This window comes from Thermus thermophilus (assembly GCF_019974155.1).
In the GTDB taxonomy this organism is placed as follows: domain Bacteria; phylum Deinococcota; class Deinococci; order Deinococcales; family Thermaceae; genus Thermus; species Thermus thermophilus_C.
Genome location: NZ_AP025158.1, coordinates 441058 through 461352, shown reverse-complemented (window position 1 = coordinate 461352; position 20295 = coordinate 441058). Strand labels below are relative to the sequence as shown.

22 protein-coding genes are annotated in these 20295 nt (G+C 69.9%); 15 read left to right on the top strand and 7 right to left on the bottom strand.

From position 1 onward, the window contains the following. Nucleotides 1-34 precede the first annotated feature (34 nt). From TthTMY_RS02635 to TthTMY_RS02625, 3 genes are read left to right on the top strand one after another with little or no spacing between them, the layout of a single operon-like run. Nucleotides 35-1681 carry a long-chain-fatty-acid--CoA ligase gene (locus TthTMY_RS02635; RefSeq protein ID WP_096412135.1) on the top strand — a complete coding sequence of 549 codons (1647 nt, stop codon included), beginning with the start codon at nucleotides 35-37 and terminating at the stop codon, nucleotides 1679-1681. A 30-nt stretch (nucleotides 1682-1711) separates the two neighbouring features. Next, nucleotides 1712-1861 carry a dodecin domain-containing protein gene (locus TthTMY_RS02630; protein WP_096412132.1) on the top strand — a complete coding sequence of 50 codons (150 nt, stop codon included), beginning with the start codon at nucleotides 1712-1714 and terminating at the stop codon, nucleotides 1859-1861. A gap of 18 nt (nucleotides 1862-1879) precedes the next feature. Further along, on the top strand, nucleotides 1880-2248 hold the full coding sequence (locus TthTMY_RS02625; protein WP_418952562.1) for a DUF2267 domain-containing protein: 369 nt from the start codon (nucleotides 1880-1882) through the stop codon (nucleotides 2246-2248). 59 nt (nucleotides 2249-2307) lie between these two features. Here the strand turns inward: TthTMY_RS02625 and TthTMY_RS02620 are convergent, their stop codons facing one another. From TthTMY_RS02620 to TthTMY_RS02605, 4 genes are read right to left on the bottom strand one after another with little or no spacing between them, the layout of a single operon-like run. Further along, the gene (locus tag TthTMY_RS02620) at nucleotides 2308-3180 is read right to left on the bottom strand and encodes a phosphohydrolase (RefSeq protein ID WP_096412128.1); all 873 of its coding nucleotides are present in this window, start codon (nucleotides 3178-3180) and stop codon (nucleotides 2308-2310) included. A gap of 43 nt (nucleotides 3181-3223) precedes the next feature. After that, nucleotides 3224-4039, bottom strand: a complete 816-nt coding sequence (locus TthTMY_RS02615) for an enoyl-CoA hydratase/isomerase family protein (protein WP_096412126.1) — start codon at nucleotides 4037-4039, stop codon at nucleotides 3224-3226. Nucleotides 4040-4042: 3 nt separating this feature from the next. Beyond that, the gene (locus tag TthTMY_RS02610; RefSeq protein WP_096412123.1) at nucleotides 4043-4750 is read right to left on the bottom strand and encodes a purine-nucleoside phosphorylase; all 708 of its coding nucleotides are present in this window, start codon (nucleotides 4748-4750) and stop codon (nucleotides 4043-4045) included. Nucleotides 4751-4762: 12 nt separating this feature from the next. After that, on the bottom strand, nucleotides 4763-5392 hold the full coding sequence (locus TthTMY_RS02605; RefSeq protein ID WP_096413115.1) for an ABC transporter ATP-binding protein: 630 nt from the start codon (nucleotides 5390-5392) through the stop codon (nucleotides 4763-4765). Nucleotides 5393-5440: 48 nt separating this feature from the next. On the opposite strand from TthTMY_RS02605, the gene TthTMY_RS02600 reads away from it, so the two are divergent. Together TthTMY_RS02600 and TthTMY_RS02595 are read left to right on the top strand one after the other, a co-directional pair. Continuing rightward, nucleotides 5441-6091, top strand: coding sequence for a Crp/Fnr family transcriptional regulator (locus TthTMY_RS02600; protein ID WP_096412119.1), 651 nt, complete (start codon nucleotides 5441-5443; stop codon nucleotides 6089-6091). A 9-nt stretch (nucleotides 6092-6100) separates the two neighbouring features. Beyond that, nucleotides 6101-6814, top strand: coding sequence for a 2-phosphosulfolactate phosphatase (locus tag TthTMY_RS02595; RefSeq protein ID WP_096412115.1), 714 nt, complete (start codon nucleotides 6101-6103; stop codon nucleotides 6812-6814). Between the two features lie 52 nt (nucleotides 6815-6866). Here the strand turns inward: TthTMY_RS02595 and TthTMY_RS02590 are convergent, their stop codons facing one another. After that, the gene (locus TthTMY_RS02590) at nucleotides 6867-7781 is read right to left on the bottom strand and encodes an SIS domain-containing protein (RefSeq protein ID WP_223903380.1); all 915 of its coding nucleotides are present in this window, start codon (nucleotides 7779-7781) and stop codon (nucleotides 6867-6869) included. A gap of 75 nt (nucleotides 7782-7856) precedes the next feature. Between TthTMY_RS02590 and uvrA the strand changes: the two genes are divergently transcribed. Further along, the gene (uvrA, locus tag TthTMY_RS02585; protein ID WP_096412112.1) at nucleotides 7857-10715 is read left to right on the top strand and encodes an excinuclease ABC subunit UvrA; all 2859 of its coding nucleotides are present in this window, start codon (nucleotides 7857-7859) and stop codon (nucleotides 10713-10715) included. Nucleotides 10716-10772: 57 nt separating this feature from the next. Here the strand turns inward: uvrA and TthTMY_RS11800 are convergent, their stop codons facing one another. Both TthTMY_RS11800 and trmFO read right to left on the bottom strand, forming a co-directional pair. Continuing rightward, nucleotides 10773-10907, bottom strand: coding sequence for a hypothetical protein (locus tag TthTMY_RS11800; RefSeq protein WP_267873991.1), 135 nt, complete (start codon nucleotides 10905-10907; stop codon nucleotides 10773-10775). A gap of 87 nt (nucleotides 10908-10994) precedes the next feature. Further along, the gene (gene trmFO, locus TthTMY_RS02580; RefSeq protein WP_096412110.1) at nucleotides 10995-12326 is read right to left on the bottom strand and encodes a methylenetetrahydrofolate--tRNA-(uracil(54)-C(5))-methyltransferase (FADH(2)-oxidizing) TrmFO; all 1332 of its coding nucleotides are present in this window, start codon (nucleotides 12324-12326) and stop codon (nucleotides 10995-10997) included. Between the two features lie 50 nt (nucleotides 12327-12376). On the opposite strand from trmFO, the gene TthTMY_RS02575 reads away from it, so the two are divergent. From TthTMY_RS02575 to TthTMY_RS02535, 9 genes are all read left to right on the top strand, one after another. Continuing rightward, nucleotides 12377-12907 (top strand): Uma2 family endonuclease, encoded by a 531-nt coding sequence (locus tag TthTMY_RS02575; RefSeq protein ID WP_096413112.1) that lies wholly within the window; start codon nucleotides 12377-12379, stop codon nucleotides 12905-12907. Continuing rightward, nucleotides 12904-13662 carry an imidazole glycerol phosphate synthase subunit HisF gene (hisF, locus tag TthTMY_RS02570; RefSeq protein WP_093008245.1) on the top strand — a complete coding sequence of 253 codons (759 nt, stop codon included), beginning with the start codon at nucleotides 12904-12906 and terminating at the stop codon, nucleotides 13660-13662. Before TthTMY_RS02575 ends, hisF begins: the two co-directional genes overlap by 4 nt. A gap of 4 nt (nucleotides 13663-13666) precedes the next feature. Then, nucleotides 13667-14311 carry a bifunctional phosphoribosyl-AMP cyclohydrolase/phosphoribosyl-ATP diphosphatase HisIE gene (hisIE, locus tag TthTMY_RS02565; RefSeq protein WP_096412107.1) on the top strand — a complete coding sequence of 215 codons (645 nt, stop codon included), beginning with the start codon at nucleotides 13667-13669 and terminating at the stop codon, nucleotides 14309-14311. Then, entirely contained in the window at nucleotides 14301-15269 is a 969-nt protein-coding gene (gene glpX / locus TthTMY_RS02560; protein WP_096412103.1) for a class II fructose-bisphosphatase, read from the top strand. Before hisIE ends, glpX begins: the two co-directional genes overlap by 11 nt. Nucleotides 15270-15390: 121 nt before the next feature. Beyond that, on the top strand, nucleotides 15391-16428 hold the full coding sequence (locus TthTMY_RS02555; RefSeq protein WP_096412100.1) for an alanine dehydrogenase: 1038 nt from the start codon (nucleotides 15391-15393) through the stop codon (nucleotides 16426-16428). After that, nucleotides 16425-17759, top strand: coding sequence for an acetyl-CoA hydrolase/transferase family protein (locus TthTMY_RS02550; protein ID WP_096412098.1), 1335 nt, complete (start codon nucleotides 16425-16427; stop codon nucleotides 17757-17759). The genes TthTMY_RS02555 and TthTMY_RS02550 overlap by 4 nt, the downstream gene beginning before the upstream one ends. A gap of 107 nt (nucleotides 17760-17866) precedes the next feature. Further along, nucleotides 17867-18622, top strand: coding sequence for a TatD family hydrolase (locus TthTMY_RS02545; protein ID WP_096412094.1), 756 nt, complete (start codon nucleotides 17867-17869; stop codon nucleotides 18620-18622). Further along, nucleotides 18604-19917 carry a phospholipase D-like domain-containing protein gene (locus TthTMY_RS02540; protein WP_096412090.1) on the top strand — a complete coding sequence of 438 codons (1314 nt, stop codon included), beginning with the start codon at nucleotides 18604-18606 and terminating at the stop codon, nucleotides 19915-19917. The genes TthTMY_RS02545 and TthTMY_RS02540 overlap by 19 nt, the downstream gene beginning before the upstream one ends. Beyond that, nucleotides 19904-20203: a hypothetical protein gene (locus tag TthTMY_RS02535; protein ID WP_096412087.1), complete on the top strand. Its 300-nt coding sequence runs from the start codon at nucleotides 19904-19906 to the stop codon at nucleotides 20201-20203. The genes TthTMY_RS02540 and TthTMY_RS02535 overlap by 14 nt, the downstream gene beginning before the upstream one ends. Nucleotides 20204-20295: the final 92 nt, after the last annotated feature.

Sequence of the window (20295 nt, the reverse complement as noted above, 5' to 3'; positions counted from 1 at the left end):
GGGGGTAGACTTTGACCCGGTTCAAGGAGGTGCCATGAAGCCCTGGTACGCCCACTACGATCCCGGGGTCCCCAAGGAGGCCCCCGTGCCCCGGCTCCTTCCCGAGGCCCTGGCGGAAACGGCCCGCCGCTTCCCCAAGAAGGTGGCCCTGGAGTTCCTCGGGCGAAGGCTCACCTACGCGGCCCTCTGGCGCGAGGTGGAGGCCTTCGCCAAGGGCCTACAGGAGGCGGGGCTTAAGCCCGGGGACCGGGTGGCCCTCATGCTCCCCAACACCCCCCAGTTCGTCATCGCCTTCTACGGCACCCTCCTCGCCGGGGGCGTGGGGGTGAACACCAACCCCATGTACACCCCACGGGAGCTTCGCCACCAGCTCAGGGACGCCGGGGCCCGGTTCCTGGTGATCCTGGACCAGCTCCTCCCCCGCTACCTGGAGGTGAAGGGGGAGGTGCCCGTGGAGAGGGTGGTGCGCACGGGGATCCGGGACTACCTCCCCTTCCCCAAGAACTTCCTCTACCCCCTCCTTCTCAGGCGGAAAGGGGAAGCCCCCAAGGCCCTCGAGGGCATCCCTTGGCGGGCCTTCCTCAGGCCCGGAACGCCCCGCCCCGTCCCCCTGGACCTGGACGACCTCGCCCTCCTCCAGTACACCGGGGGCACCACGGGCCTTTCCAAGGGGGCCATGCTCACCCACAGGAACCTCTCCGCCAACGCCCTCCAAGTGCGGGCCTGGATCCCCGACTTCAGGGAGGGGGAGGAGGTGGTCCTCGGGGCCATCCCCTTCTTCCACGTCTACGGGATGACCGTGGCCATGAACCTGGCCCTCCTGGGCGGGGCGAAGCTCGTCCTCCTCCCCAGGCCCGAGATCAAGGCCATCGTGGAGGCCATTGAAAAACACCGGGTCACCCTCTTCCCCGGCGTCCCCACCCTTTACGTGGCCTTCAACAACTTCCCCGGCATAGAGGGGCGGAACCTCAAGAGCGTCCGGGCCTGCATCTCCGGCTCCGCCCCTTTGCCTTTGGAGGTGGCGGAGCGCTTTGAGAGGCTCACCGGGGCCAAGCTGGTGGAGGGCTACGGCCTCACGGAGGCGAGCCCCGTGACCCACTGCAACCCCCTTTACGGCGAAAGGCGCCTGGGGAGCGTGGGCCTCCCCTTCCCCGGCGTGGAGGCCAAGGTGGTGGACGAGGAGGGCAAGGAACTCCCCCCAGGCGAGGTGGGCGAACTCGCCATAAAAGGCCCCAACGTCATGAAAGGCTACTGGAACCGCCCCGAGGAGACGCAAAAGGCCCTCAAAGACGGCTGGCTCCTCACCGGCGACCTCGCCAAAATGGACCAAGACGGCTACTTCTACATCGTAGACCGCAAAAAAGACATGATCATCGCCGGCGGCTACAACATCTACCCCCGCGAAGTAGAAGAAGTCCTCTACCAGCACCCCGCCGTCCAGGAAGCCGCCGTGGTGGGCGTCCCAGACCCCTACCGCGGGGAGACCGTGGCCGCCTTCCTCGTCCTCAAACCCGAGTACCGGGGCAAGGTCACGGAAAAGGACATAGAGGCCTTCTGCCGCCAAAACCTCGCCGCCTACAAGGTCCCCCGCATCGTCCAATTCCGCGAAAGCCTCCCCAAGTCCAGCGTGGGGAAGATCCTCAAGCGGGAGCTGCAAAAGGAAGTGGCGACGAAGCGGTAGAATGCCCCCACGGGCAAGGTCTACAAGAAGGTGGGGCTCGTGGGGACGGGCGGGGAGGGCCTCGAGGCCGCCATCCAAGCCGCCTTGGCGCGGGCGCGAAAGACCCTGTGCCACCTGGACTGGTTTGAGGTGAAGGAGTACCAGGTGGTCCTGGAGGTGGGGGTCCGCTTGAAAGAGTAGGCAGACTTAGCGGCGATCATGGAGAAGCTTGGCACCGAAGACCGCCACAAGGCCTACCTGGCCCTGAGGGCGGTGCTGCACGCCCTGCGCGACCGGCTCACCGTGGAGGAGGTAACCCAGCTCGCCGCCCAGCTCCCCATGCTCATCCGAGGCCTCTACTACGAGGGCTGGACCCCCACGGGCAACCCCCTGAAGGAGCGGCACAAGGAGGCCTTCCTGGCCCACGTGGCCGAGGAGCTCAAAACCCCTTCCGGCCCCGCCGTGGACCCAGAGGCCGCCACCCAGGCCGTCTTCAAGGTCCTTTCCCGGGAGATCTCCCAAGGGGAGCTGGAGGGCATTCTGGGCCTCCTGCCCAAGGAGCTGCGGGCGCTCTGGCCCCAGGCCTAAACGCCCCCGGGCTCCGCCCAAGGGGATGCCCCGGCGGAAAACCCCCGGGGGCTTCGGCCTCAGTCCAGGATGAAGCGGTCCTCCGTCTCGTGCAGGCGCACCCGGTGGACGATGCGCTGGTCCTGGCTCCCTTCCCCCTCCGTCATGGCCACCACGGTGACGTAAGGCCTTAAGGGGCTTTTCAGCACCTTCTTGGTGAGGGTCTCCTCCACCTGGAAAATCCCGGCGGAGTTGTTCATGGTCACCTGGATCTCCACCGGCACCTTTTCCCCCTTGAGGATCCGCACCTCGTCCACGGCCAGGGCGCTGATGGAGTGGATGTCTATGCTCCCAAGCTGGAAGGCCTTCCTGCCCCGGCCTTTGGTGATGTCGGTCCCGTCCGCCACGGCCGTGATCCCCGCCTCAATGGTGAGGGGCTCCGGGGAAAGGTCGTGGCTGTAGATGCCGTGGAGGATCAGGGCCCGGATGGCGGTGCGCTGCTCGGGGTCGGGGTAGAGCTTGTCCAGGATGCGGTTCAGGATGGGAAGGGCGAGGACCACCCCGAAGGCCTCGTGCCCGAAGCGATGGACCTGGTTGCCCAGGTCGTGGAGCATGGTGGAGAGGAGCACGACCACGTAGGCGTCCTCCAGCCCCCCGGCCCCCGACTCCACCGTGTCCAGCCGGACCCCCGCCTCCGAGAGGAGGGCGAGGATGGCCACGCTGGCCGCGCCGGTGAGGAGGGCGTGGACCCGGCCGTGGTCGTTGTACCCCAGCTTGCGCATGGTGAGGTAGTTGGCCATGTTCCATCCGGCGCGGGCCTCGGGGTCCTGGACGAGCATCTCGTAGGCCCTGAGGGCCTTGGGAAAGTCCTTGAGGCGCTCCCGGATGGCCTGGTCGGCCTCCGAGTAAAGCTTGGCCTTGGGGCTCGCTACGTGGAATACGCGCTCCTGCATCCTCCGCCCACCTTACCCCATCCGGGAGGGGAGGGCTTCGGCCCTACTCGCCCTTGAAGCTCGGGGGGCGCTTCTCCAGGAAGGCCCGCACCCCCTCCTTCATGTCCTCGGTGGCGGCGGCGTAGCCGAAGAGGTCGGCCTCTATTTCCAGGGCCTCGGCCAGGTCCAGGCCCTCGCCCCGGACCACGCTCTCCTTGGCCAGGGCCAAGGCGATGGGGGCGTTCTTCAGGATCTTTTGGGCGAGCTTCTTGGCCTCCTCCAGGGCGTCCTCCGCCACCCGGTTCACGAGCCCGAGGAAAAGGGCCTCCTCCGCGTCCACGTGCCGCCCGGTGAAGATGAGGTCCAAAGCCCTCCCCCGGCCGATGAGGCGGGGCAGGCGCTGGGTGCCTCCGAAGCCGGGGATGAGGCCGAGGCCCACCTCGGGGAGGCCCAGCTTGGCGGTCTTGGCCGCCACCCTGAGGTCGCAGGCCAGGGCGAGCTCCAGACCCCCGCCCAGGGCGTAGCCGTTGATGGCGGCGATGGTGGGAACGGGGAGGGCGGCGATCTCGGCGAAGACCCGCTGGCCGAAGAGGGCGTACTCCCGGGCCATGAAGGGGTCCTTGATGGCCGCGATCTCCTTCAAGTCGGCCCCCGCGGCGAAGGCCTTTCCCTCCCCCGTGAAGATGACCGCCCGGACCTCGGGGTCCTGCTGGACCAGCTCAGGGACCTCGGCGAGCTCCTCCAGGAGGCTCTGGGAGAGGGCGTTTAGGGCCTCGGGCCGCTTCAGGGTCACCAGGGCGATGCCCTCCTCCACCTCGTAGCTGAGGTGCTCAAACTCCGGGATCTCCAGGACGAACTCGTGTTCGTGCTCGTGCTCCATGGTTCAAACCTCCAGGACGGCCTCGAGGGCCACCTCCACCATACGCCGAACGCCCTCTTGGAGCACCTCAGGGGGAGCGAGCTCCGGGTCGCCGATGCGGTTGGAGACGGCCAGGATGGCCCCCGTCCGCACCCCCCGCATCCTTCCGAGGAGGAAGAGGGCGCTGGCCTCCATCTCAAAGGCGAGGACGCCGTAGTGGGCCCAGGCCCGGGCCTCCTCGGGGGTGGTGGCGTAGAAGGCGTCCTCGCTGGCGACGAGCCCCACCCGGTGGGGGTAGCCCAAGGCCTCTGCCCGGCGCCAGAGGGCCCGGAAGACCTCGGGGTCGGGCACCGGGGCGTAGGGGCGCCCCTCCAGGTACTGCCGGGTGGTGCCGTCCAAGGGCACGGCCCCCTGGGCCACGATGAGCTCCCCCGGGGCAAGGTCCGAAGAGGCGGCCCCCGCCGTCCCCACCCGGACGAGAACCCGGGCGCCAAGGCGGACCAGCTCCTCCACCACGATGGCCGCCGAGGGGGTGCCCATCCCCGTGGTCTGGACGGAGACGGGCACGCCCTTGTAAAGGCCCGTGTACCCCCAAAGCCCCCGGTGGTCGTTGTACCGCCTGGGGTTTTGCAAAAAGGTCTTGGCGATCCACTCGGCCCGGCCCGGATCCCCGGGGAGAAGGACGCGCTCCGCCACGTCCCCGGGGTGGGCGCGCACGTGGATGGGGCTCATACCGCCAACATACTACAGCCTGAGGGCGGGAAGACCCTCCACCAGGAGCTCGTCGTGGGTGGCGAGGAGGAGGGCCGCCCCCTCCTCCCGGGCCAGGGCCCGGAGGAGGGCCAGCACCTCCCGGGCCTGGCGGCGGTCCAGGCTCGCCGTGGGCTCGTCGGCGAGGAGGAGCCGGGGCCTCAGGTAGAGGGCCCGGGCCACGGCCACCCGCTGCCTCTCCCCCCCGGAAAGGCGCTGGGGCAGGAGGTGGGCCTTCTCCTTAAGGCCGAGGGCCTCCAGGAGGGCCCACGCCCGCCCTCGGTCCACCCGGCCCGCCAGGTACCCGGGCACGAGGACGTTCTCCAGGGCGGTGAGCTCGGGGAGGAGGAAGTGGTGCTGGAAGACGAGGCCCAGAAAGGAAAGCCGCCTCCGGGCGAGGCGCGCCTCAGGAACCCCCCGGATCGCCTCTCCCTCCCAGTAGACCTCCCCCTCCTGGAAGGGGAGGAGGCCCGCCACCAGGTGGAGGAGGGTGGTTTTGCCGCTCCCCGAAGGCCCAAGAAGGGCGAGGGCCTCCCCCGGGCCCAGGGCGAAGGAGAGGCCGCGGAAAAGGGGGCCGTTGCCGTAGCTGTAGCCGAGGCCTCGAGCCTCGAGGACCGGGCGCACCCTCTCATCCTCTAGGCAGAAGATGAAGTTTCCGTTAGACTCTTGGCGGTGGAGGGAAGCCCCCTGTTCCACGGCCTGGCCCCGGAGGAGGTGGACCTGGCCCTGAGCTACTTCCAGCGGCGCCTTTACCCCCAGGGGAAGCCCATCTTTCACCAGGGGGACCTGGGGCAGGCCCTCTACTTGGTGGCCTCGGGGAAGGTCCGCCTCTTCCGCACCCACCTCGGGGGCCAGGAAAGGACCCTAGCCCTCCTGGGGCCGGGGGAGCTTTTCGGGGAGATGAGCCTCCTGGACGAGGGGGAGAGGAGCGCCAGCGCCGTGGCCGTGGAGGACAGCGAGCTCCTCGCCCTCTTCCGCGAGGACTACCTGGCCCTGATCCGGCGCCTCCCCCTGGTGGCCCATAACCTGGCCGCCCTCCTCGCCCGGCGCCTCCGGGAGGCGGACTTGGAGCTTGACCTCCTCTCCTTTGAGGAGGCCCGGAACCGGGTGGCCTACGCCCTCCTCAAGCTCCTCCGCCAGGGGCTTGGCCCCCGTTTCCAGCTCCGCCACCACGAGCTCGCCGCCCTGGCGGGGACCAGCCGGGAAACCGTCTCCCGGGTTCTCCACGCCCTGGCCGCGGAGGGGGTGGTCAGGCTCGGCCCCGGGACGGTGGAGGTGCGGGAAGCGGCGCTTCTTGAGGAGATCGCCTTCGGGCTTGCCTAGGAGGAAGCGGTGCGCCTGCGCGTGGACGTGATCCCAGGGGAACACCTCACCTACCCGGACGTGGTGCTGGTGGTGGACGTGATCCGGGCGACCACCACGGCGGCGGCCTTCCTGGAGGCGGGGGCCGAGGCCTTGTACTGGACGCCTAGCCTAGAAAGCGCCCTCGCCTTCAAGGACGAGGACGTGGTCCTGGCCGGGGAGACGGGGGGGCTGAAGCCGCCCCGGTTTGACCTGGGCAACAGCCCCCGGGAGGCCCTCTCGGCCCAGGTGGCGGGAAGGGTGGTGGTCATGAGCACCACCAACGGCACCAAGGCGGCGCACGCCGCCGCCCGCACGGCCAAGCACGTCCTCCTGGCCTCCCTCTACAACGCCCACGCGGCGGCCCGCCTGGCGAGGGAGCTCGCCACGGAGGAGGTGGCCATCCTCTGCGCCGGAAAGGAGGGGCGGGCGGGCCTGGACGACCTCTACACCGCCGGGGTCCTGGCCGAGTACCTGGGGTTCCTGGGGGAGGTGGAGCCGGAGGACGGCGCCCGGGTCGCCCTCGCGGTGAAGCGGGCCCACCCCGACCCCCTGGAGGCCCTCTCCCTCTCCGCCGCCGCCTTAGCCCTCAAGCAGGTGGGCCTCGAGGCCGACGTCCCCTTCTGCGCCCAGGTGGCCAAAAGCGCCGCCGTCCCCGTCCTCCGGGGCCGGGTGGGCGAGGCCCTCATCTTCAAGCGGGCCTGAGCCTCCAGGCTCCACAAAAGCGCGCCCACGGGGGGAAGCCCTTTTGGTGGGCTTAGCGGGCGGCGAGTCGGGCGTGGAAGCCCAGGCCGAGGAGAATGGGGTCCAGCTCCGGCGCCAGGGCCACGGGGAGGGGCAGGGGAAGGTCGGCGAGGGCCAGGGCCTCGGGCTCGGGGGAGAGGACGAAGAGGGGCACCCCCTTGGCCTTTAGGCCCTCCAGGGCGGGCATGAGGCCGGCCAAGGCCCCGTCCCGCCCCGCCAGGACCAGGAGGGGGAGGTCAGCGGGGAAAAGCTCCTCGAGGGCGGCCACCCCCTCGGCGCGGAAGCCCGCCTCCTTGAGGCGCAAGGCGGCCTCCAAGGCCACGGGATGGGCAAAGCCCGGCCCCAGAACGAAGAGACCCTCCCCCACCTCCAGGCCCTCCCCCCCCTCCAGGGACCGCGCCATGGCCTCCGGCAAGGCAGGAAGGGCCTCCCGCAGGCGGGTCTCCTCCAGGAGGTGGGCGGCCAGCTGGGCCGTGGCCGCAAGCCCGGCAAGGAAGCCTGCGCCCTCCGCCCCGCCCAGGTGGAGGGGGAGGACCGCCTCGGCCGCCCCGGCCAAGGGGCTTTCCTCCCGGCCCACGAAGGCCAGGGTCAGGACGCCCTCCCCCCGGTAGGCCCGCACCAGTTCTGCCGCGCCCGCCCCTTCCCCGGCGAGGTCGTAGGCGAGGAGGAGGCTCGGAAAAGGCGCCTTGGGCCTTGCCCCGTAGAGGGCGAAGAGGGGAAGGGCCAAGGGGAGGACGGGCCAGAGGAGGCGGGCCTCGAGGAGGTGCTTGGCGTAGAGGGCGGCGAGGCCTCCCCGCCCCCGGGCCGCGGCCAGGACGAGGGCCGGGTTCCTGCGGCGGAGAAAGCGGGCGAGGCCTCGCACCTCGGGCGCGTTCTCCTTGAGGAGGCGTTCCACCACCCCCGGGGCTTCCGCGGTCCAAGAGGCCATGGGGCCATGATAGCAAGGCCCATTCCCGCCCTGGGCTCTACCCCCGTCCCCCGAGGGGGTGGTATACTTCCACGGATGGACCGCATCGTCATCCGGGGCGCTCGGGAGCACAACCTGAAGAACATCAGCCTGGAGCTTCCCCGGGGCAAGTTCATCGTCATCACCGGGGTTTCCGGCTCGGGGAAGAGCACCTTGGCCTTTGACACCATCTACGCCGAAGGGCAAAGGCGCTACGTGGAAAGCCTCTCCAGCTACGCCCGGCAGTTTCTGGGCGTGATGGACAAGCCCGAGGTGGAGAGCATTGAGGGGCTTTCCCCGGCCATCTCCATTGACCAGAAGACCACGAGCCACAACCCCCGCTCCACCGTGGGCACCGTCACGGAGATCCACGACTACCTCCGCCTCCTCTTCGCCCGCGTGGGCCAGGCCTACTGCCCCGAGTGCGGCCGCCCCATAGAGAAACAGTCCGCCAGCGAGATCACCGACCGCCTCCTCAGGCGCCCTCCCGGCACCCGGGCCATCCTCATGGCCCCCTTGGTGCGGGGAAGAAAGGGGGAGTACAGGAGGCTCTTTCAGCAGCTCCTGAAGGAAGGCTACGCCCGGGTGCGGGTGGACGGGGTCATCTACCTCCTGGAGGAGGCCCAAGGCCTCAACCTGGAGAAGTACGAGAAGCACGACATTGACCTGGTGATTGACCGGGTGGTCCTGAAGGAGGAGGAGCGCCCCCGCATCGCCGAGGCGGTGGAGCTCGCCCTGCTTCGGGGGGAAGGCCTGCTTAGGGTCCTCTACCCGGACACCGGGGAAGAGGAGCTCTTCTCGGAGAAGTTCGCCTGCCCGGAACACGGCTCGGTCTTGGAGGAGCTTGAGCCCCGCATCTTCTCCTTCAACAGCCCCTACGGGGCCTGCCCCGCCTGCTCCGGCCTCGGCTACCGCCAGGAGTTTGACCCCGAGCTCGTGGTGAACCCCGAGCTCTCCCTGGCCGAGGGGGCCATCCTCCCCTGGTCCCGGGGGCGGGACACGGGGAGGAGCTACCTCTGGGACCGCCTTAGGGCCTTGGCCGAGCACCTGGGCTTTGACCTCAAGACCCCCTTCAAGGACCTGCCGGAGGCGGCGAAGCGCGCCGTCCTCTACGGCCTTCCCGAGCCCTTTGAGGTGGTCTTCCGCCGGGGCGGCAAGGAGACCTTCCGGGTGGAGGTGCGGTACGAGGGGGTGATCCCCTGGCTGGAGAAGCGCTACCAGGAGTCGGAGTCCGAGGGGGTGCGGGAGGCCCTGGAGGGCTTCATGTCCTTAAGGCCCTGCCCCGCCTGCGGGGGCACCCGGTACAAGCGGGAGGTCCTCTCGGTGAAGGTGGCGGGGAGGAACATCGCCGAAGTCTCCGCCCTCCCCGTGCGGGAGGCCTTGGCGTTCTTCCAGGGCCTGGAGGAGAAGCTTTCCCCTTTCCAGGCCCAGATCGCCCGGCCCATCCTCAGGGAGATCGTGGAGCGGCTCGGCTTCCTGGTGGACGTGGGCCTGGACTACCTCACCCTGGACCGGGCGGCCAACACCCTCTCCGGAGGCGAGGCCCAGAGGATCCGGCTCGCGACCCAGGTGGGCTCGGGCCTCACCGGGGTCCTTTACGTGCTGGACGAGCCCAGCATCGGCCTCCACCCCCGGGACAACCAGCGCCTCATCCGCACCCTCAAAAGGCTCCGCGACCTGGGCAACACCCTCATCGTGGTGGAACACGACGAGGAGACCATGCGGGCCGCGGACTGGATCGTGGACATGGGGCCGGGGGCGGGGATCCACGGGGGGGAGGTGGTGGCGGAGGGCCCCCTGGAGGAGATCCTGAAAAGCGAGCGAAGCCTCACCGCCGCCTACCTTCGCGGCGACAAGAAGATCCCCGTGCCCAAGGAGCGCCGCAAGGGGAACGGCAAGTGGCTCGTCCTCAAGGGGGCGCGGGCGCACAACCTGAAGAACGTCACCTTAAGGATCCCCCTGGGCCGCTTCGTGGCCATCACCGGCCCCTCGGGCTCGGGGAAGAGCACCCTCGTCCACGACGTCCTCTACGCCGCCCTGGCCCAGCGGCTCATGCGGGCCAAGACGACCCCCGGGCCCTACGAGGCCCTGGAAGGGGTGGAGCACCTGGACAAGGTCATTGAGATTGACCAGTCCCCCATCGGCCGCACCCCCCGGTCCAACCCCGCCACCTACACCGGGGTCTTTGACGAGATCCGCGACCTCTTCGCCAAGACCCCGGAGGCCAGAAAGCGGGGGTACGGCCCGGGCCGCTTCTCCTTCAACGTCAAGGGCGGGCGGTGCGAGGCCTGCGGCGGGGACGGGACGGTGAAGATTGAGATGCTCTTCCTCCCCGACCTCTACGTACCCTGCGAGGTCTGTAAGGGCAAGCGCTACAACAAGGAGACCCTGGAGGTCAAGCTTAGGGGGAAGAGCATCGCCGACGTCCTGGACATGACGGTGGAGGAGGCCCTGGAATTCTTCCAGAACGTCCCCTCCATCGCCCGGAAGCTCCAGCTCATGGTGGACGTGGGCCTGGGGTACATGAAGCTGGGCCAGCCCTCCCCCACCCTCTCCGGGGGGGAGGCCCAGAGGATCAAGCTCGCCACGGAGCTCGGCCGCAAGGCCACGGGCCGCACCCTCTACATCCTGGACGAGCCCACCACGGGCTTGCACTTTGACGACGTGGCGAAGCTCCTCTCGGTCCTCCACCGGCTGGTGGACGCGGGCAACACCGTGGTGGTCATTGAGCACAATCTGGACGTGGTGAAGACCGCGGACTGGGTGATTGACCTGGGCCCCGAGGGCGGGGACCGGGGCGGGGAGATCGTGGCCGAGGGCACCCCCGAGGAGGTGGCCCTCGCGGGGAGCCCCACGGGGGCCTTCCTCGCCCGGATCCCCGAGATCGCCGCCCGGATCGGGGTGGCGGCGGACTAAACCCCACGCGGGCTTGCGCCGGTCCGGGGGCCCCGGGCGCCCGTGGCGAAGGAAGCGTCAGGGCTGGGCCACCCCCGCCACGTCCACGCCGGCCACGTTCGCCGCGAAGAGGAGCACGGCCCCAAAGGCCTTTTCCGGGTGGCCTGCCCCCAATAGAAACCCGGCGGCGGCCAAGGGGGCCACGGCCTCCATCACCCCCACCAACGCGGCCGGGGCCCCGCCGGCGGCCACCGGCTCCTCGTCCCTCCCACAGCGAAGAGGAGGGCGCGGAGAGGCCTCTCAAACGAGGGCCGCCTCGGGGCGGGGAAGGGGCGGGTTCAGGCGGGAAAGCCACGCGGAGAAGGCCTCGAGGCCCCTACGGTACATGGCCTGCCGCTTCTCCTTCTTGCCCATCCTCCCCTCCACCGGGGGCACCAGGCCCCAATTGGCGTACATGGGCTGGAAGCCCTCCGGGTTCGCCGTGGCCAGGTAGCGCACAAGCCCCCCCAGCAGGCTCTCCTCCGGGGGCACCACGGGGGGAAGCCCCAGGGCCTTCCGCGCGGCGTTGAGCCCGGCGAGGAAGCCCGTGGCGGCGCTCTCCAAATACCCCTCCACCCCGGCCAACACCCCGGCGGCGTAAAGCCCCTCCGCCTCCCTGAACTCCAGGGTCTCGCGAAGGAGCCTCGGGGCGTTTAGGTAGGTGTTCCGGTGCATCACCCCGTAGCGGACAATCTCGGCGTTTTCCAGGCCGGGGATCATCTGGATGAGGCGCTTCTGCTCGGGCCACTTAAGCCCCGTCTGGAACCCCACCAGGCTCCACATCCGCCCCGCCTTGTCCTCCTGGCGAAGCTGGACCACGGCGAAGGGCTCCTTCCCCGTGCGGGGGTCCTTTAGCCCCACGGGCTTCATGGGGCCAAAGAGCAGGGTCTGGTAGCCCCTCCGGGCGAGCTCCTCCACGGGGACGCAGGCCTCAAAGAACTCCAGCTTCTCCCAGTCGTGGGGGGTGTGGCGCTGGGCCTCGAGGAGGGCCTGGTGGAAGCGGCGGTACTCCTCCTCCGTCATGGGGCAGTTGAGGTAGTCGGCGCTCTGGCCGTAGCGGCCCGCGCGGAAGCACTTCGTGAGGTCAATGCTCTCGTAGAGGACGATGGGGCTTGCGGCGTCGTAGTAGGCGAGGAAGTGGTCCCCGAAGCGGCGCCTCAGGGCCTCGGCCAGGGCCTCGGAGGTCAAAGGCCCCGTGGCGAGCACGGTGATCCCGGGGGGGATCTCCCGCACCTCCTCCCGCACCACCTCCAGGAGGGGGTGGCCCGTGAGCCGCTTCGTGATGTAGCCGCTGAACTCCTCCCGGTCCACGGCCAAGGCCCCCCCGGCGGGAACCCGGGCCCTTTCCGCCGCCTCCATGACGAGGCTTCCCGCCTGGCGCATCTCCGCCTGGAGAAGCCCCTTGGCGTTGGTCTCCCCTTCCCCGCCCAGGGAGTTGGAGCAGACGATCTCGGCGAAGCGGTCCGTCCCGTGGGCCGGGGTCATCTTCTTAGGGCGCATCTCAAAAAGGCGCACGGGCACGCCCAGGCGCAAGAGGGTCCAGGCGGCCTCGCTCCCCGCGAGGCCCGCTCCCACCACGTTCACCCGTTCCATCCTTTAGATGGTAGCACCGGAAGGGCTTTTGGAAAAGTATAATGAGCTCCATGGTGCGGCACCGGTTCCGGGTGGAGGAGGTGGAGGCCTTGGGGGCGCTCCACCCCGAACTCCGCCTGGAACTCCTAGACGGCGAGGTCTACGAGATGGCTCCCCCCTCCAGCGAGCACGCGGGGCTATTGGACTGGCTCCTCCATGCGCTTGCCCCCAAGGTGGCGGGGCTTGCCCAACTCCGGGTGCAAAGCCCCTTGCGCCTTTCCGAGGAAAGCCTTCCCCTTCCCGACCTCCTCCTCCTCAGGCCCCGGGAGGACTTCTACACCCAGGCCCATCCCGGCCCGGAGGACGTGCTCCTCCTGGTGGAGGTTAGCCTCTCCACCGAGGCCTGGGACCGGGAGAAGAAGCTTCCCCTCTACGCCCGGGCGGGCCTCCCCGAGGTCTGGCTTCTCACCCGGGAGGGCCTCGAGGTCCACCGGGACCCCGAGGGGGGCCGCTTCCGCCGGCGCTTCCTTGTGGCCAGAGGCGAAAAGATCGCTCCCCTCCTCCTGCCCCAGGCGGAGCTCCTCTTCCAGCCCCCCCTATGAGCCTCGCCAAGCGCATCGTCCCCTGCCTGGACGTCCACGCGGGCCGCGTGGTCAAGGGGGTGAACTTCGTGAACCTAAGGGACGCCGGGGACCCCGTGGAGGCGGCCCAAGCCTACGATGAGGCGGGGGCGGACGAGCTCGTCTTCCTGGACATCTCCGCCACCCACGAGGAACGGGCCATCCTCCTGGACGTGGTGGCGAGGGTGGCGGAGAGGGTCTTCATCCCCCTCACCGTGGGCGGGGGGGTGCGCTCCTTGGAGGACGCCCGCAAGCTCCTTTTGGCAGGGGCCGACAAGGTGAGCGTGAACTCTGCGGCGGTGCGGCGCCCCGAGCTCATCCGGGAGCTTGCCGACCACTTCGGCGCCCAGGCGGTGGTCCTGGCCATAGACGCCAGGTGGCGGGGGGACTTCCCCGAGGTCTATGTGGCGGGGGGGCGGGTGCCCACGGGCCTCCACGCCGTGGAGTGGGCGGTGAAGGGGGTGGAGCTTGGGGCCGGGGAGATCCTCCTCACCAGCATGGACCGGGACGGGACCAAGGAGGGGTACGACCTTAAGCTCACCCGCAGGGTGGCCGAGGCGGTGGGGGTCCCGGTGATCGCAAGCGGCGGGGCCGGGCGGATGGAGCACTTCCTCGAGGCCTTCCAGGCCGGGGCCGAGGCCGCCTTGGCCGCGAGCGTCTTCCACTTCGGCGAGATCCCCATTCCCGAGCTCAAGCGCTACCTCGCGGGAAAGGGCCTCCCCGTGCGGCTAGACTAGGGGCATGGACCTTTCCGCCGTCCGCTTTGACGAAAAGGGCCTCGTCCCCGTGGTGGTCCAAGACGCCCGCACCGGGGAGGTCCTCACCCTGGCCTACGCCAACCGGGAGGCCCTGGAGGAGACCCTAAGGACCAGGCGGAGCACCTTCTTCAGCCGAAGCCGCCAGGCGCTTTGGCGCAAGGGGGAGACCTCGGGGCACACCCAGGAGGTGGTGGAGGTCCTCTTGGACTGCGACGGGGACGCCGTGGTCTACCGCGTCCTCCCCCAAGGCCCCGCCTGCCACACGGGGGAGAGGACCTGCTTCCACCGGGCCCTCCTGGAAGGGGAAAAGGACCTCGGCTTCGTGGTGGGCCAGGTCTACGCCACCATCAAGGAGCGCCTAAGGACCCTCCCCGAGGGAAGCTACGTGGCCCGGATGCACCGGGCGGGCCTGGACCGGATCCTGAAGAAGATCGGGGAGGAGGCGGGGGAGGTGATCCTCGCCGCCAAGAACCAAAACCCCGAGGAGCTCCGCCACGAGGCGGCGGACCTCCTCTTCCACCTCCTCCTCACCCTGGCGGAGCTCGGCCTTGGGCCCGAGGACCTGGCGAAGACCCTCTGGGAAAGGCACCGGCCGCGAAGCCCTTATGATGGAAGCCATGGAAATTGAACGCCGGCTGGTCCTCGAGGTCGTCCGGGTCACGGAGCAGGCGGCCCTGGCCGCGAGCCGCTTCGCAGGCAAGGGGGACAAGGAGGCGGTGGACGAGGCGGGCACCCAGGCCATGCGCCGGGTGCTGAACGAGCTCCCCATAAGGGGCACCGTGGTCATCGGCGAGGGGGAGATGGACGAGGCCCCCATGCTCTACATCGGGGAGGTTCTGGGCCAGGGGGGGCTGGAGGTGGACATCGCCGTGGACCCCGTGGAGGGCACCACCACCGCCGCCAAGGGCCTGCCCAACGCCGTGACCGTGATCGCCATCAGCGAAAAGGGCGGGCTCTTCCACGCCCCCGACATGTACATGGAAAAGCTCATCGTCCCCCCGCCCGCCGCGGGGCTCGTGGACCTCACCTGGCCCGTCTCCGCCAACCTCAAGGCCTTGGCCCTCGCCCTTCAGCGCTCCGTGGAGGACCTGGTGGTGGTGGTCCTGGACCGCCCCCGGCACGAAAGGCTCATCCGGGAGATCCGGGAGGCGGGGGCCAGGGTCAAGCTCATCTCTGACGGGGACGTGATCGCCGCCCTGGCGGCGGCCATCCGGGGCACGGGGGTCCACGCGGTGATGGGCATCGGCGGGGCCCCGGAAGGGGTCTTGGCCGCCGCCGCCTTAAAGTGCCTGGGCGGGGAGATCCAGGCCCGCTTCGTCCCGCAAAACGAGGAGGAAAGGGCGCGGCTCAAGGCCATGGGCGGGGACGAGAACCGGGTCTACCGCACGGAGGACCTGGCCCCGGGGCGGGAGATCGTCTTCGCCGCCACGGGCATCACCGACGGGGACATCCTAGAGGGCGTGCGCTTCTTCGGGGGCGGGGCCAGGACCCACTCCATCGTCATGGGCCACGCCACACGGGTGGTGCGCTTCATAGACTCCATCCACCTCTTTGAGACGGGAGCCCGGGTCACCATCCGGGTCTAAACGGGGAGGCCCCTGGGGCGCTTCCGGGCCGTAAGCACGCAGGGCGCGGAACGCCCAAGCACCCCATGGGGCCTCTTCCCCAAGGACATCCGCCCCGGGGCTTTCGGCGTAGGCTTGGGGCATGGAATTCGGCGTGCCCAAAGAACGGTCGGGCCGGGAGATCCCGGAAAGGCGGGTCCCCCTCACGCCCCAGGGGGTGCGGGAGCTCGTCGCCTCGGGGCACCGGGTCTACGTGGAGCGGGGCGCGGGGGAGGGGGCGGGCTTTCCCGACAAGGCCTACGAGGAAGCGGGGGCCAGGCTCGTGGGCCGGGAGGAGGCCTTCGGCCGCCCCCAGGTGGTGCTCAAGGTGGCCCGCCCCACCCTCGAGGAGGTGGGGCTCATGCGCAAAAACGCCGTCCTCATGGCCTTCCTCCACCTGGCGGTGGCGGAAAGCCCCCTGGTGGAAGCCATGGCCCAAAAGGGCCTCACCGCCATCGGCTACGAGCTGGTGGGCGAGGAGGGCCGCCGCCCCGTCCTAAAGGCCATGAGCGAGATCGCCGGGCGCATGGCCCCCCAGCTCGCCGGGCGGCTCCTCGAGGCCCCTCAGGGCCCGGGCATCCTCCTCTCCGGCCTGGTGGGCATCCCCCCGGCGGACGTGGTCGTCCTGGGGGCGGGGGTTTTGGGCCGGGCGGCGGCGCGGGCCTTTCTGGGCGCGGGGGCCTCGGTCCACCTCCTGGACCGGGCCCTTCCCCCGCTGGAGGAGGCCGCCCGGGAGGCCCCGGGGGCCATCACCGCCCTCGTCACCCAGGACCGCCTGGAGCGCTACGTGGCCTTCGCCGACGTCCTGGTGGGGGCGGTGGCCGTCCCCGGGGAGCGCACCCCCCTTCTCCTCACCCGCAGCCTCCTCGCCCGCATGCGCCCCGGAAGCGTCCTCCTGGACTTCGCCATAGACCAGGGGGGCGTCTCGGAAACCAGCCGCCCCGGGATCTACCAGGAGATGGGCGTCACCCACTTCTGCCTCCCCAACGTCCCCGCCCTCGTCCCCCGCACCGCAAGCCACGCCCTCACCGCCACCCTCTTGCCCTTCCTGCTGCGGATGGCGGACGACCCCCTGGCCCTTCCCGAGCTCCGCCAGGGGGCCTACCTCCTCTTCGGCGAGAAAGGAGGCCACCTAGAATGAGCTACCGCAAGAAGCTCACCTCCCCCGAGGACGCCGTGGGCCTGATCCGGTCCGGGATGCGGGTCTTCGTCTCCGGCAACGCCGCCACCCCCACGCCCCTCCTCAAGGCCCTCGCCGCCCGCAAGGACGAGCTGGAAAACGTGGAGCTCGTCCACCTCCTGCAGATGGGGGAAGACCCCTTCGCCTCTTTGGAAATGGAGGGGCACTTCAGAAGGCGCTCCCTCTTCGTGGGCCCCGCCGACCGGGAGGCGGTGAACCAGGGCCGGGCCGACTACGTGCCCGTCATGCTCCACCAGGTGCCCTGGCTCTTCAAGCGGGGCATCCTCCCCCTGGACGCGGCCATCGTCCAGGTGTCGCCTCCGGACGAGCACGGCTTCTGCTCCTTGGGGGTGGAGGTGATCGCCACGAAGGCGGCGGTGGAGACCGCCCCCATCGTTATCGCCATGGTGAACCCCAGGATGCCGAGAACCCTGGGGGACACCTTCGTCCACGTCTCCCGCTTCACCGCCATCGTGGAGGTGGACTGGCCGCTGCCGGAGCTCAAGCGGGAGGGGTTTGGCGAGGTGGAGCGGAGGATCGGGGAGCACGTGGCGGGCCTCATTGAGGACGGGGCCACCCTGCAGATGGGCATCGGGGCCATCCCCGACGCGGTCCTGGCGAGCCTGGAGGGCCGCAAGGACCTCGGGGTCCACACGGAGATGATCTCGGACGGGGTCCTCGAGGCCTGGGAAAAGGGCCTCATCACCGGGGCCAGGAAGTCCCTCCACCCCGGGAAGATCGTGGGCACCTTCGTCCTGGGCTCGGAGCGGCTCTACCGCTTCGTCCACGACAACCCCCTCTTTGAGCTCCACCCCGCCGACTACGTGAACGACCCCTTCGTCATCGCCCAAAACCGCAAGATGGTGGCCATCAACTCGGCCATTGAGGTGGACCTCACGGGCCAGGTGGTGGCGGACTCCATCGGCACCCGAATCTACTCCGGCTTCGGCGGCCAGCTGGACTTCATCCGGGGGGCGGCAAGGAGCGAGGGAGGAAAGCCCATCATCGCCCTGCCCTCCACGGCCAAGGGCCAAAGCCGCATCGTCCCCTACCTCAAGCCGGGGGCGGGGGTGGTCACCACCCGGGCGGACGTGCACTACGTGGTCACGGAGTGGGGCGTGGCCGAGCTCTTCGGCCGCTCCCTAAGGGAAAGGGCCAAGGCCCTCATCGCCATCGCCCACCCGGACTTCCGCGAGGCCCTCCTCCAAGGCGCCTGGGAGCGGGGCCTCCTCCCCCGGGGCTACCCCGGCGTGGACCTGAAAGGGCTGGAGGGGAAGCACGGGAGGCCGTAATCCCACCCTATGCCGGCTTGCGCCAGCATGGGGGCCCCGGCCAAAGGCCTCTAGGAAGCTTCCCTGGGCCGGTCGGACGAAGGGAAGAAAGGGTATAAAGTGGTCCCGTGACCGACACCCACGCCCACCTGGACTTCCTGGAACCCGAGGAGCTCGCCGAGGCCATAGCCCACCTCCCCACCCTGCGGGCCGTGCTCACCCTGGGGGTGGACCCAACCCGCTGGGAGAAGACCCTAAGCCTGGCCCAAGGGAACGTCTACGCCGCGGTGGGCCTCCACCCCACGAGCGCCCACCTCCTCTCCCCCGAGGTGGAGGAGGCCCTCCGCCACTACGCCCGAAGCGAGCGGGTGCGGGCCATCGGGGAGACGGGCCTGGACTACTACTGGACCCCGGAGACCAGGGCCGCCCAGCTCAAGGCCCTGGACTTCCAGGCGGCCCTGGCGGAGGCCATGGGCCTTCCCCTGGTCCTCCACGTGCGGAGCAAGGACGGCAAGGCCGAGGAGGACCTGGCCGCCTGGCTCCTCCTCCACCGGCCCAAGCGGGTCGTCCTCCACGCCTACGGGGGCCACCCCGCCCTGGAGGCGGCGGGCCTGGAGGTGGGGGCCTACTTCAGCTTCGCCGGGCCCCTCACCTACAGGAAAAACGCCGCCCTGCGCGAGGCCGCGGCCCGGCTCCCCGAGGACAGGCTCCTGGTGGAAACCGACACCCCCTTCCTCCCCCCGGAGCCCTTCCGGGGCAGGCGGAACCGCCCCCACTACGTGCGCTTCACCCTGGAGAAGCTCGCGGAGGCGCGGGGCCTGGCCTTCGCCGAGGCGGAAGCCCTCACCGACCGGAACGCCCGGGTATGCTTTGGGTGGCCATGAGGCGTTTCCTCCTTTTGCTCTGGCTCCTCCCCCTGGCCCTGGCGGCGCCCCGCCTCGTGGTGGAGCCCGAGGACGGGGTCAAGCCCCTCCTGGACCTCATCGCCTCCGCCCGGGAGGAGATCCTGGTGAAGATGTACCTCTGGACCCCAAGCCGCATGGACGTGGTGGAGGCCCTGGGGGAGGCGGTGAGGCGGGGGGTGCGGGTGCGGGTCCTCCTGGAGCGGGAGCCCTCGGGGGGGCGGGTGGACCTCGAGGTCTTCCAGGCCCTTAAAGCGCGAGGGGTGGAGGTCAGGCTCACCACCCCCTTCCGCTTCGTCTTCGTCCACGAGAAGAGCCTGGTGGTGGACCGCAAGCGGGCCTGGGTGGGGACCATGAACCTCACGGGAAGCTCCTTCGCCGCCAACCGGGAGTACGCCCTCATCCTGGACGACCCCAAGCAGGTGGCCGAGATCGCCAGGGTCTTTGAGGCCGACTGGGAGGGGCAAAGGCTGGACCTCTCCCGAGCCCTGCTCGTCTGGGCGCCAAGCCGCGTCCTGGGCGGGGTGAAGGAGGGGAACGCCCGGGAAACCCTCCTCGCCCTCATCCGGGGGGCCCAAAGGGAGCTTTTCCTGGAGCACCAGGCCATGGCCGACCCCGAGGTGGAGGCCGCCCTGAAGGAGGCCCTGGGCCGGGGGGTGCGGGTCCGGATCCTGGGAAGCCCCCAGGAGCCCGGGGACACCTACTTCCTGGCGGGGGCCCTGAGGCTCAAGGAGGCGGGGGCCCTGGTGCGCTTCCTCCCCGACCCCTACGTCCACGCCAAGGTCCTGGTGCGGGACGGGGAAGAGGCCCTTTTGGGAAGCCTCAACCTGAGCGCCAACTCCATCCAGGCCAACCGGGAGCTCGCCGTGCGCCTCGCCGCCCGGGAGGCCCCCGAGGCCTTTAGGAGGCTCCTTTCCGTGATGGAAGGGGACTGGGAGAAGGCCCTTCCGGAAAACCCCTTCGCCCTCCCCCCGGTGGAGGGGGTCATCCCCTGGCAGGAGGCCCCCCGGTACTTCGGCCGCGTGGCCACGGTGGAGGGGGTGATCCAGGCGGTGGAGGAACGGGGCACGGTGGCCTTCCTCAAGTTCGGCCCCGGGGAAAGCGACCTCCGCCTGGTGGTCTTCCCGAGGAGCTACGGCCTCTTCCGCCAGCCCTTCCCCGAAAGCTACCTGGGGAAGCGGGTGCGGGCCCGGGGGAGGATCGTCCTCTACGCCGGCTACTACGAGATCGTCCTGGAAGGCCCGGAGAACCTGGAGGTGGTGGATGGAGGCCCTTAAGGCCCTGGGCTACGAGGTGAGCCCCATAGAGGGGGGCGTTTACGGGGAGAAGCGCCGGGGCGGGGTGGTCTACCAGGTCTTCTACGGGGAAAAGGGGGACCTCCGCCTGAGGCGCAAGCGCTTCCTCAAGGAGGAGGCGAGGCCCCTCGCCCTCGCCGGGGTGGCGGGGCAGTGGGCGGCCCGCTGGGAGGTGGAGGAGAACTTCTTCGCCGTGGCGGGCCCCGAGGAGCTTCCCCATCTGGTCCTCGCCTTTGAACGGCTTGACCCTCCGGGGGAAAACCCCTAAACTTAGGCCCAACATGCGCCCTCGCCTTCGCAACAACGAGCGCTAAGGGGGGCAAGGCCTGGCCCCCCCGGCTCCCCTTGGCCGGGGGGGCC

What these genes read in the sequence shown, in the direction of transcription:
- TthTMY_RS02635 (WP_096412135.1), top strand. Translation starts at nt 35, where the DNA reads ATGAAGCCCTGGTACGCCCACTACGATCCCGGGGTCCCCAAGGAGGCC.
- TthTMY_RS02625 (WP_418952562.1), top strand. Translation starts at nt 1,880, where the DNA reads ATGGAGAAGCTTGGCACCGAAGACCGCCACAAGGCCTACCTGGCCCTG.
- TthTMY_RS02620 (WP_096412128.1), bottom strand. Translation starts at nt 3,180, where the DNA reads ATGCAGGAGCGCGTATTCCACGTAGCGAGCCCCAAGGCCAAGCTTTAC.
- TthTMY_RS02615 (WP_096412126.1), bottom strand. Translation starts at nt 4,039, where the DNA reads ATGGAGCACGAGCACGAACACGAGTTCGTCCTGGAGATCCCGGAGTTT.
- TthTMY_RS02610 (WP_096412123.1), bottom strand. Translation starts at nt 4,750, where the DNA reads ATGAGCCCCATCCACGTGCGCGCCCACCCCGGGGACGTGGCGGAGCGC.
- TthTMY_RS02590 (WP_223903380.1), bottom strand. Translation starts at nt 7,781, where the DNA reads ATGGCCTCTTGGACCGCGGAAGCCCCGGGGGTGGTGGAACGCCTCCTC.
- uvrA (WP_096412112.1), top strand. Translation starts at nt 7,857, where the DNA reads ATGGACCGCATCGTCATCCGGGGCGCTCGGGAGCACAACCTGAAGAAC.
- TthTMY_RS11800 (WP_267873991.1), bottom strand. Translation starts at nt 10,907, where the DNA reads ATGGAGGCCGTGGCCCCCTTGGCCGCCGCCGGGTTTCTATTGGGGGCA.
- trmFO (WP_096412110.1), bottom strand. Translation starts at nt 12,326, where the DNA reads ATGGAACGGGTGAACGTGGTGGGAGCGGGCCTCGCGGGGAGCGAGGCC.
- TthTMY_RS02575 (WP_096413112.1), top strand. Translation starts at nt 12,377, where the DNA reads ATGGTGCGGCACCGGTTCCGGGTGGAGGAGGTGGAGGCCTTGGGGGCG.
- hisF (WP_093008245.1), top strand. Translation starts at nt 12,904, where the DNA reads ATGAGCCTCGCCAAGCGCATCGTCCCCTGCCTGGACGTCCACGCGGGC.
- hisIE (WP_096412107.1), top strand. Translation starts at nt 13,667, where the DNA reads ATGGACCTTTCCGCCGTCCGCTTTGACGAAAAGGGCCTCGTCCCCGTG.
- glpX (WP_096412103.1), top strand. Translation starts at nt 14,301, where the DNA reads ATGGAAATTGAACGCCGGCTGGTCCTCGAGGTCGTCCGGGTCACGGAG.
- TthTMY_RS02555 (WP_096412100.1), top strand. Translation starts at nt 15,391, where the DNA reads ATGGAATTCGGCGTGCCCAAAGAACGGTCGGGCCGGGAGATCCCGGAA.
- TthTMY_RS02550 (WP_096412098.1), top strand. Translation starts at nt 16,425, where the DNA reads ATGAGCTACCGCAAGAAGCTCACCTCCCCCGAGGACGCCGTGGGCCTG.
- TthTMY_RS02540 (WP_096412090.1), top strand. Translation starts at nt 18,604, where the DNA reads ATGCTTTGGGTGGCCATGAGGCGTTTCCTCCTTTTGCTCTGGCTCCTC.
- TthTMY_RS02535 (WP_096412087.1), top strand. Translation starts at nt 19,904, where the DNA reads ATGGAGGCCCTTAAGGCCCTGGGCTACGAGGTGAGCCCCATAGAGGGG.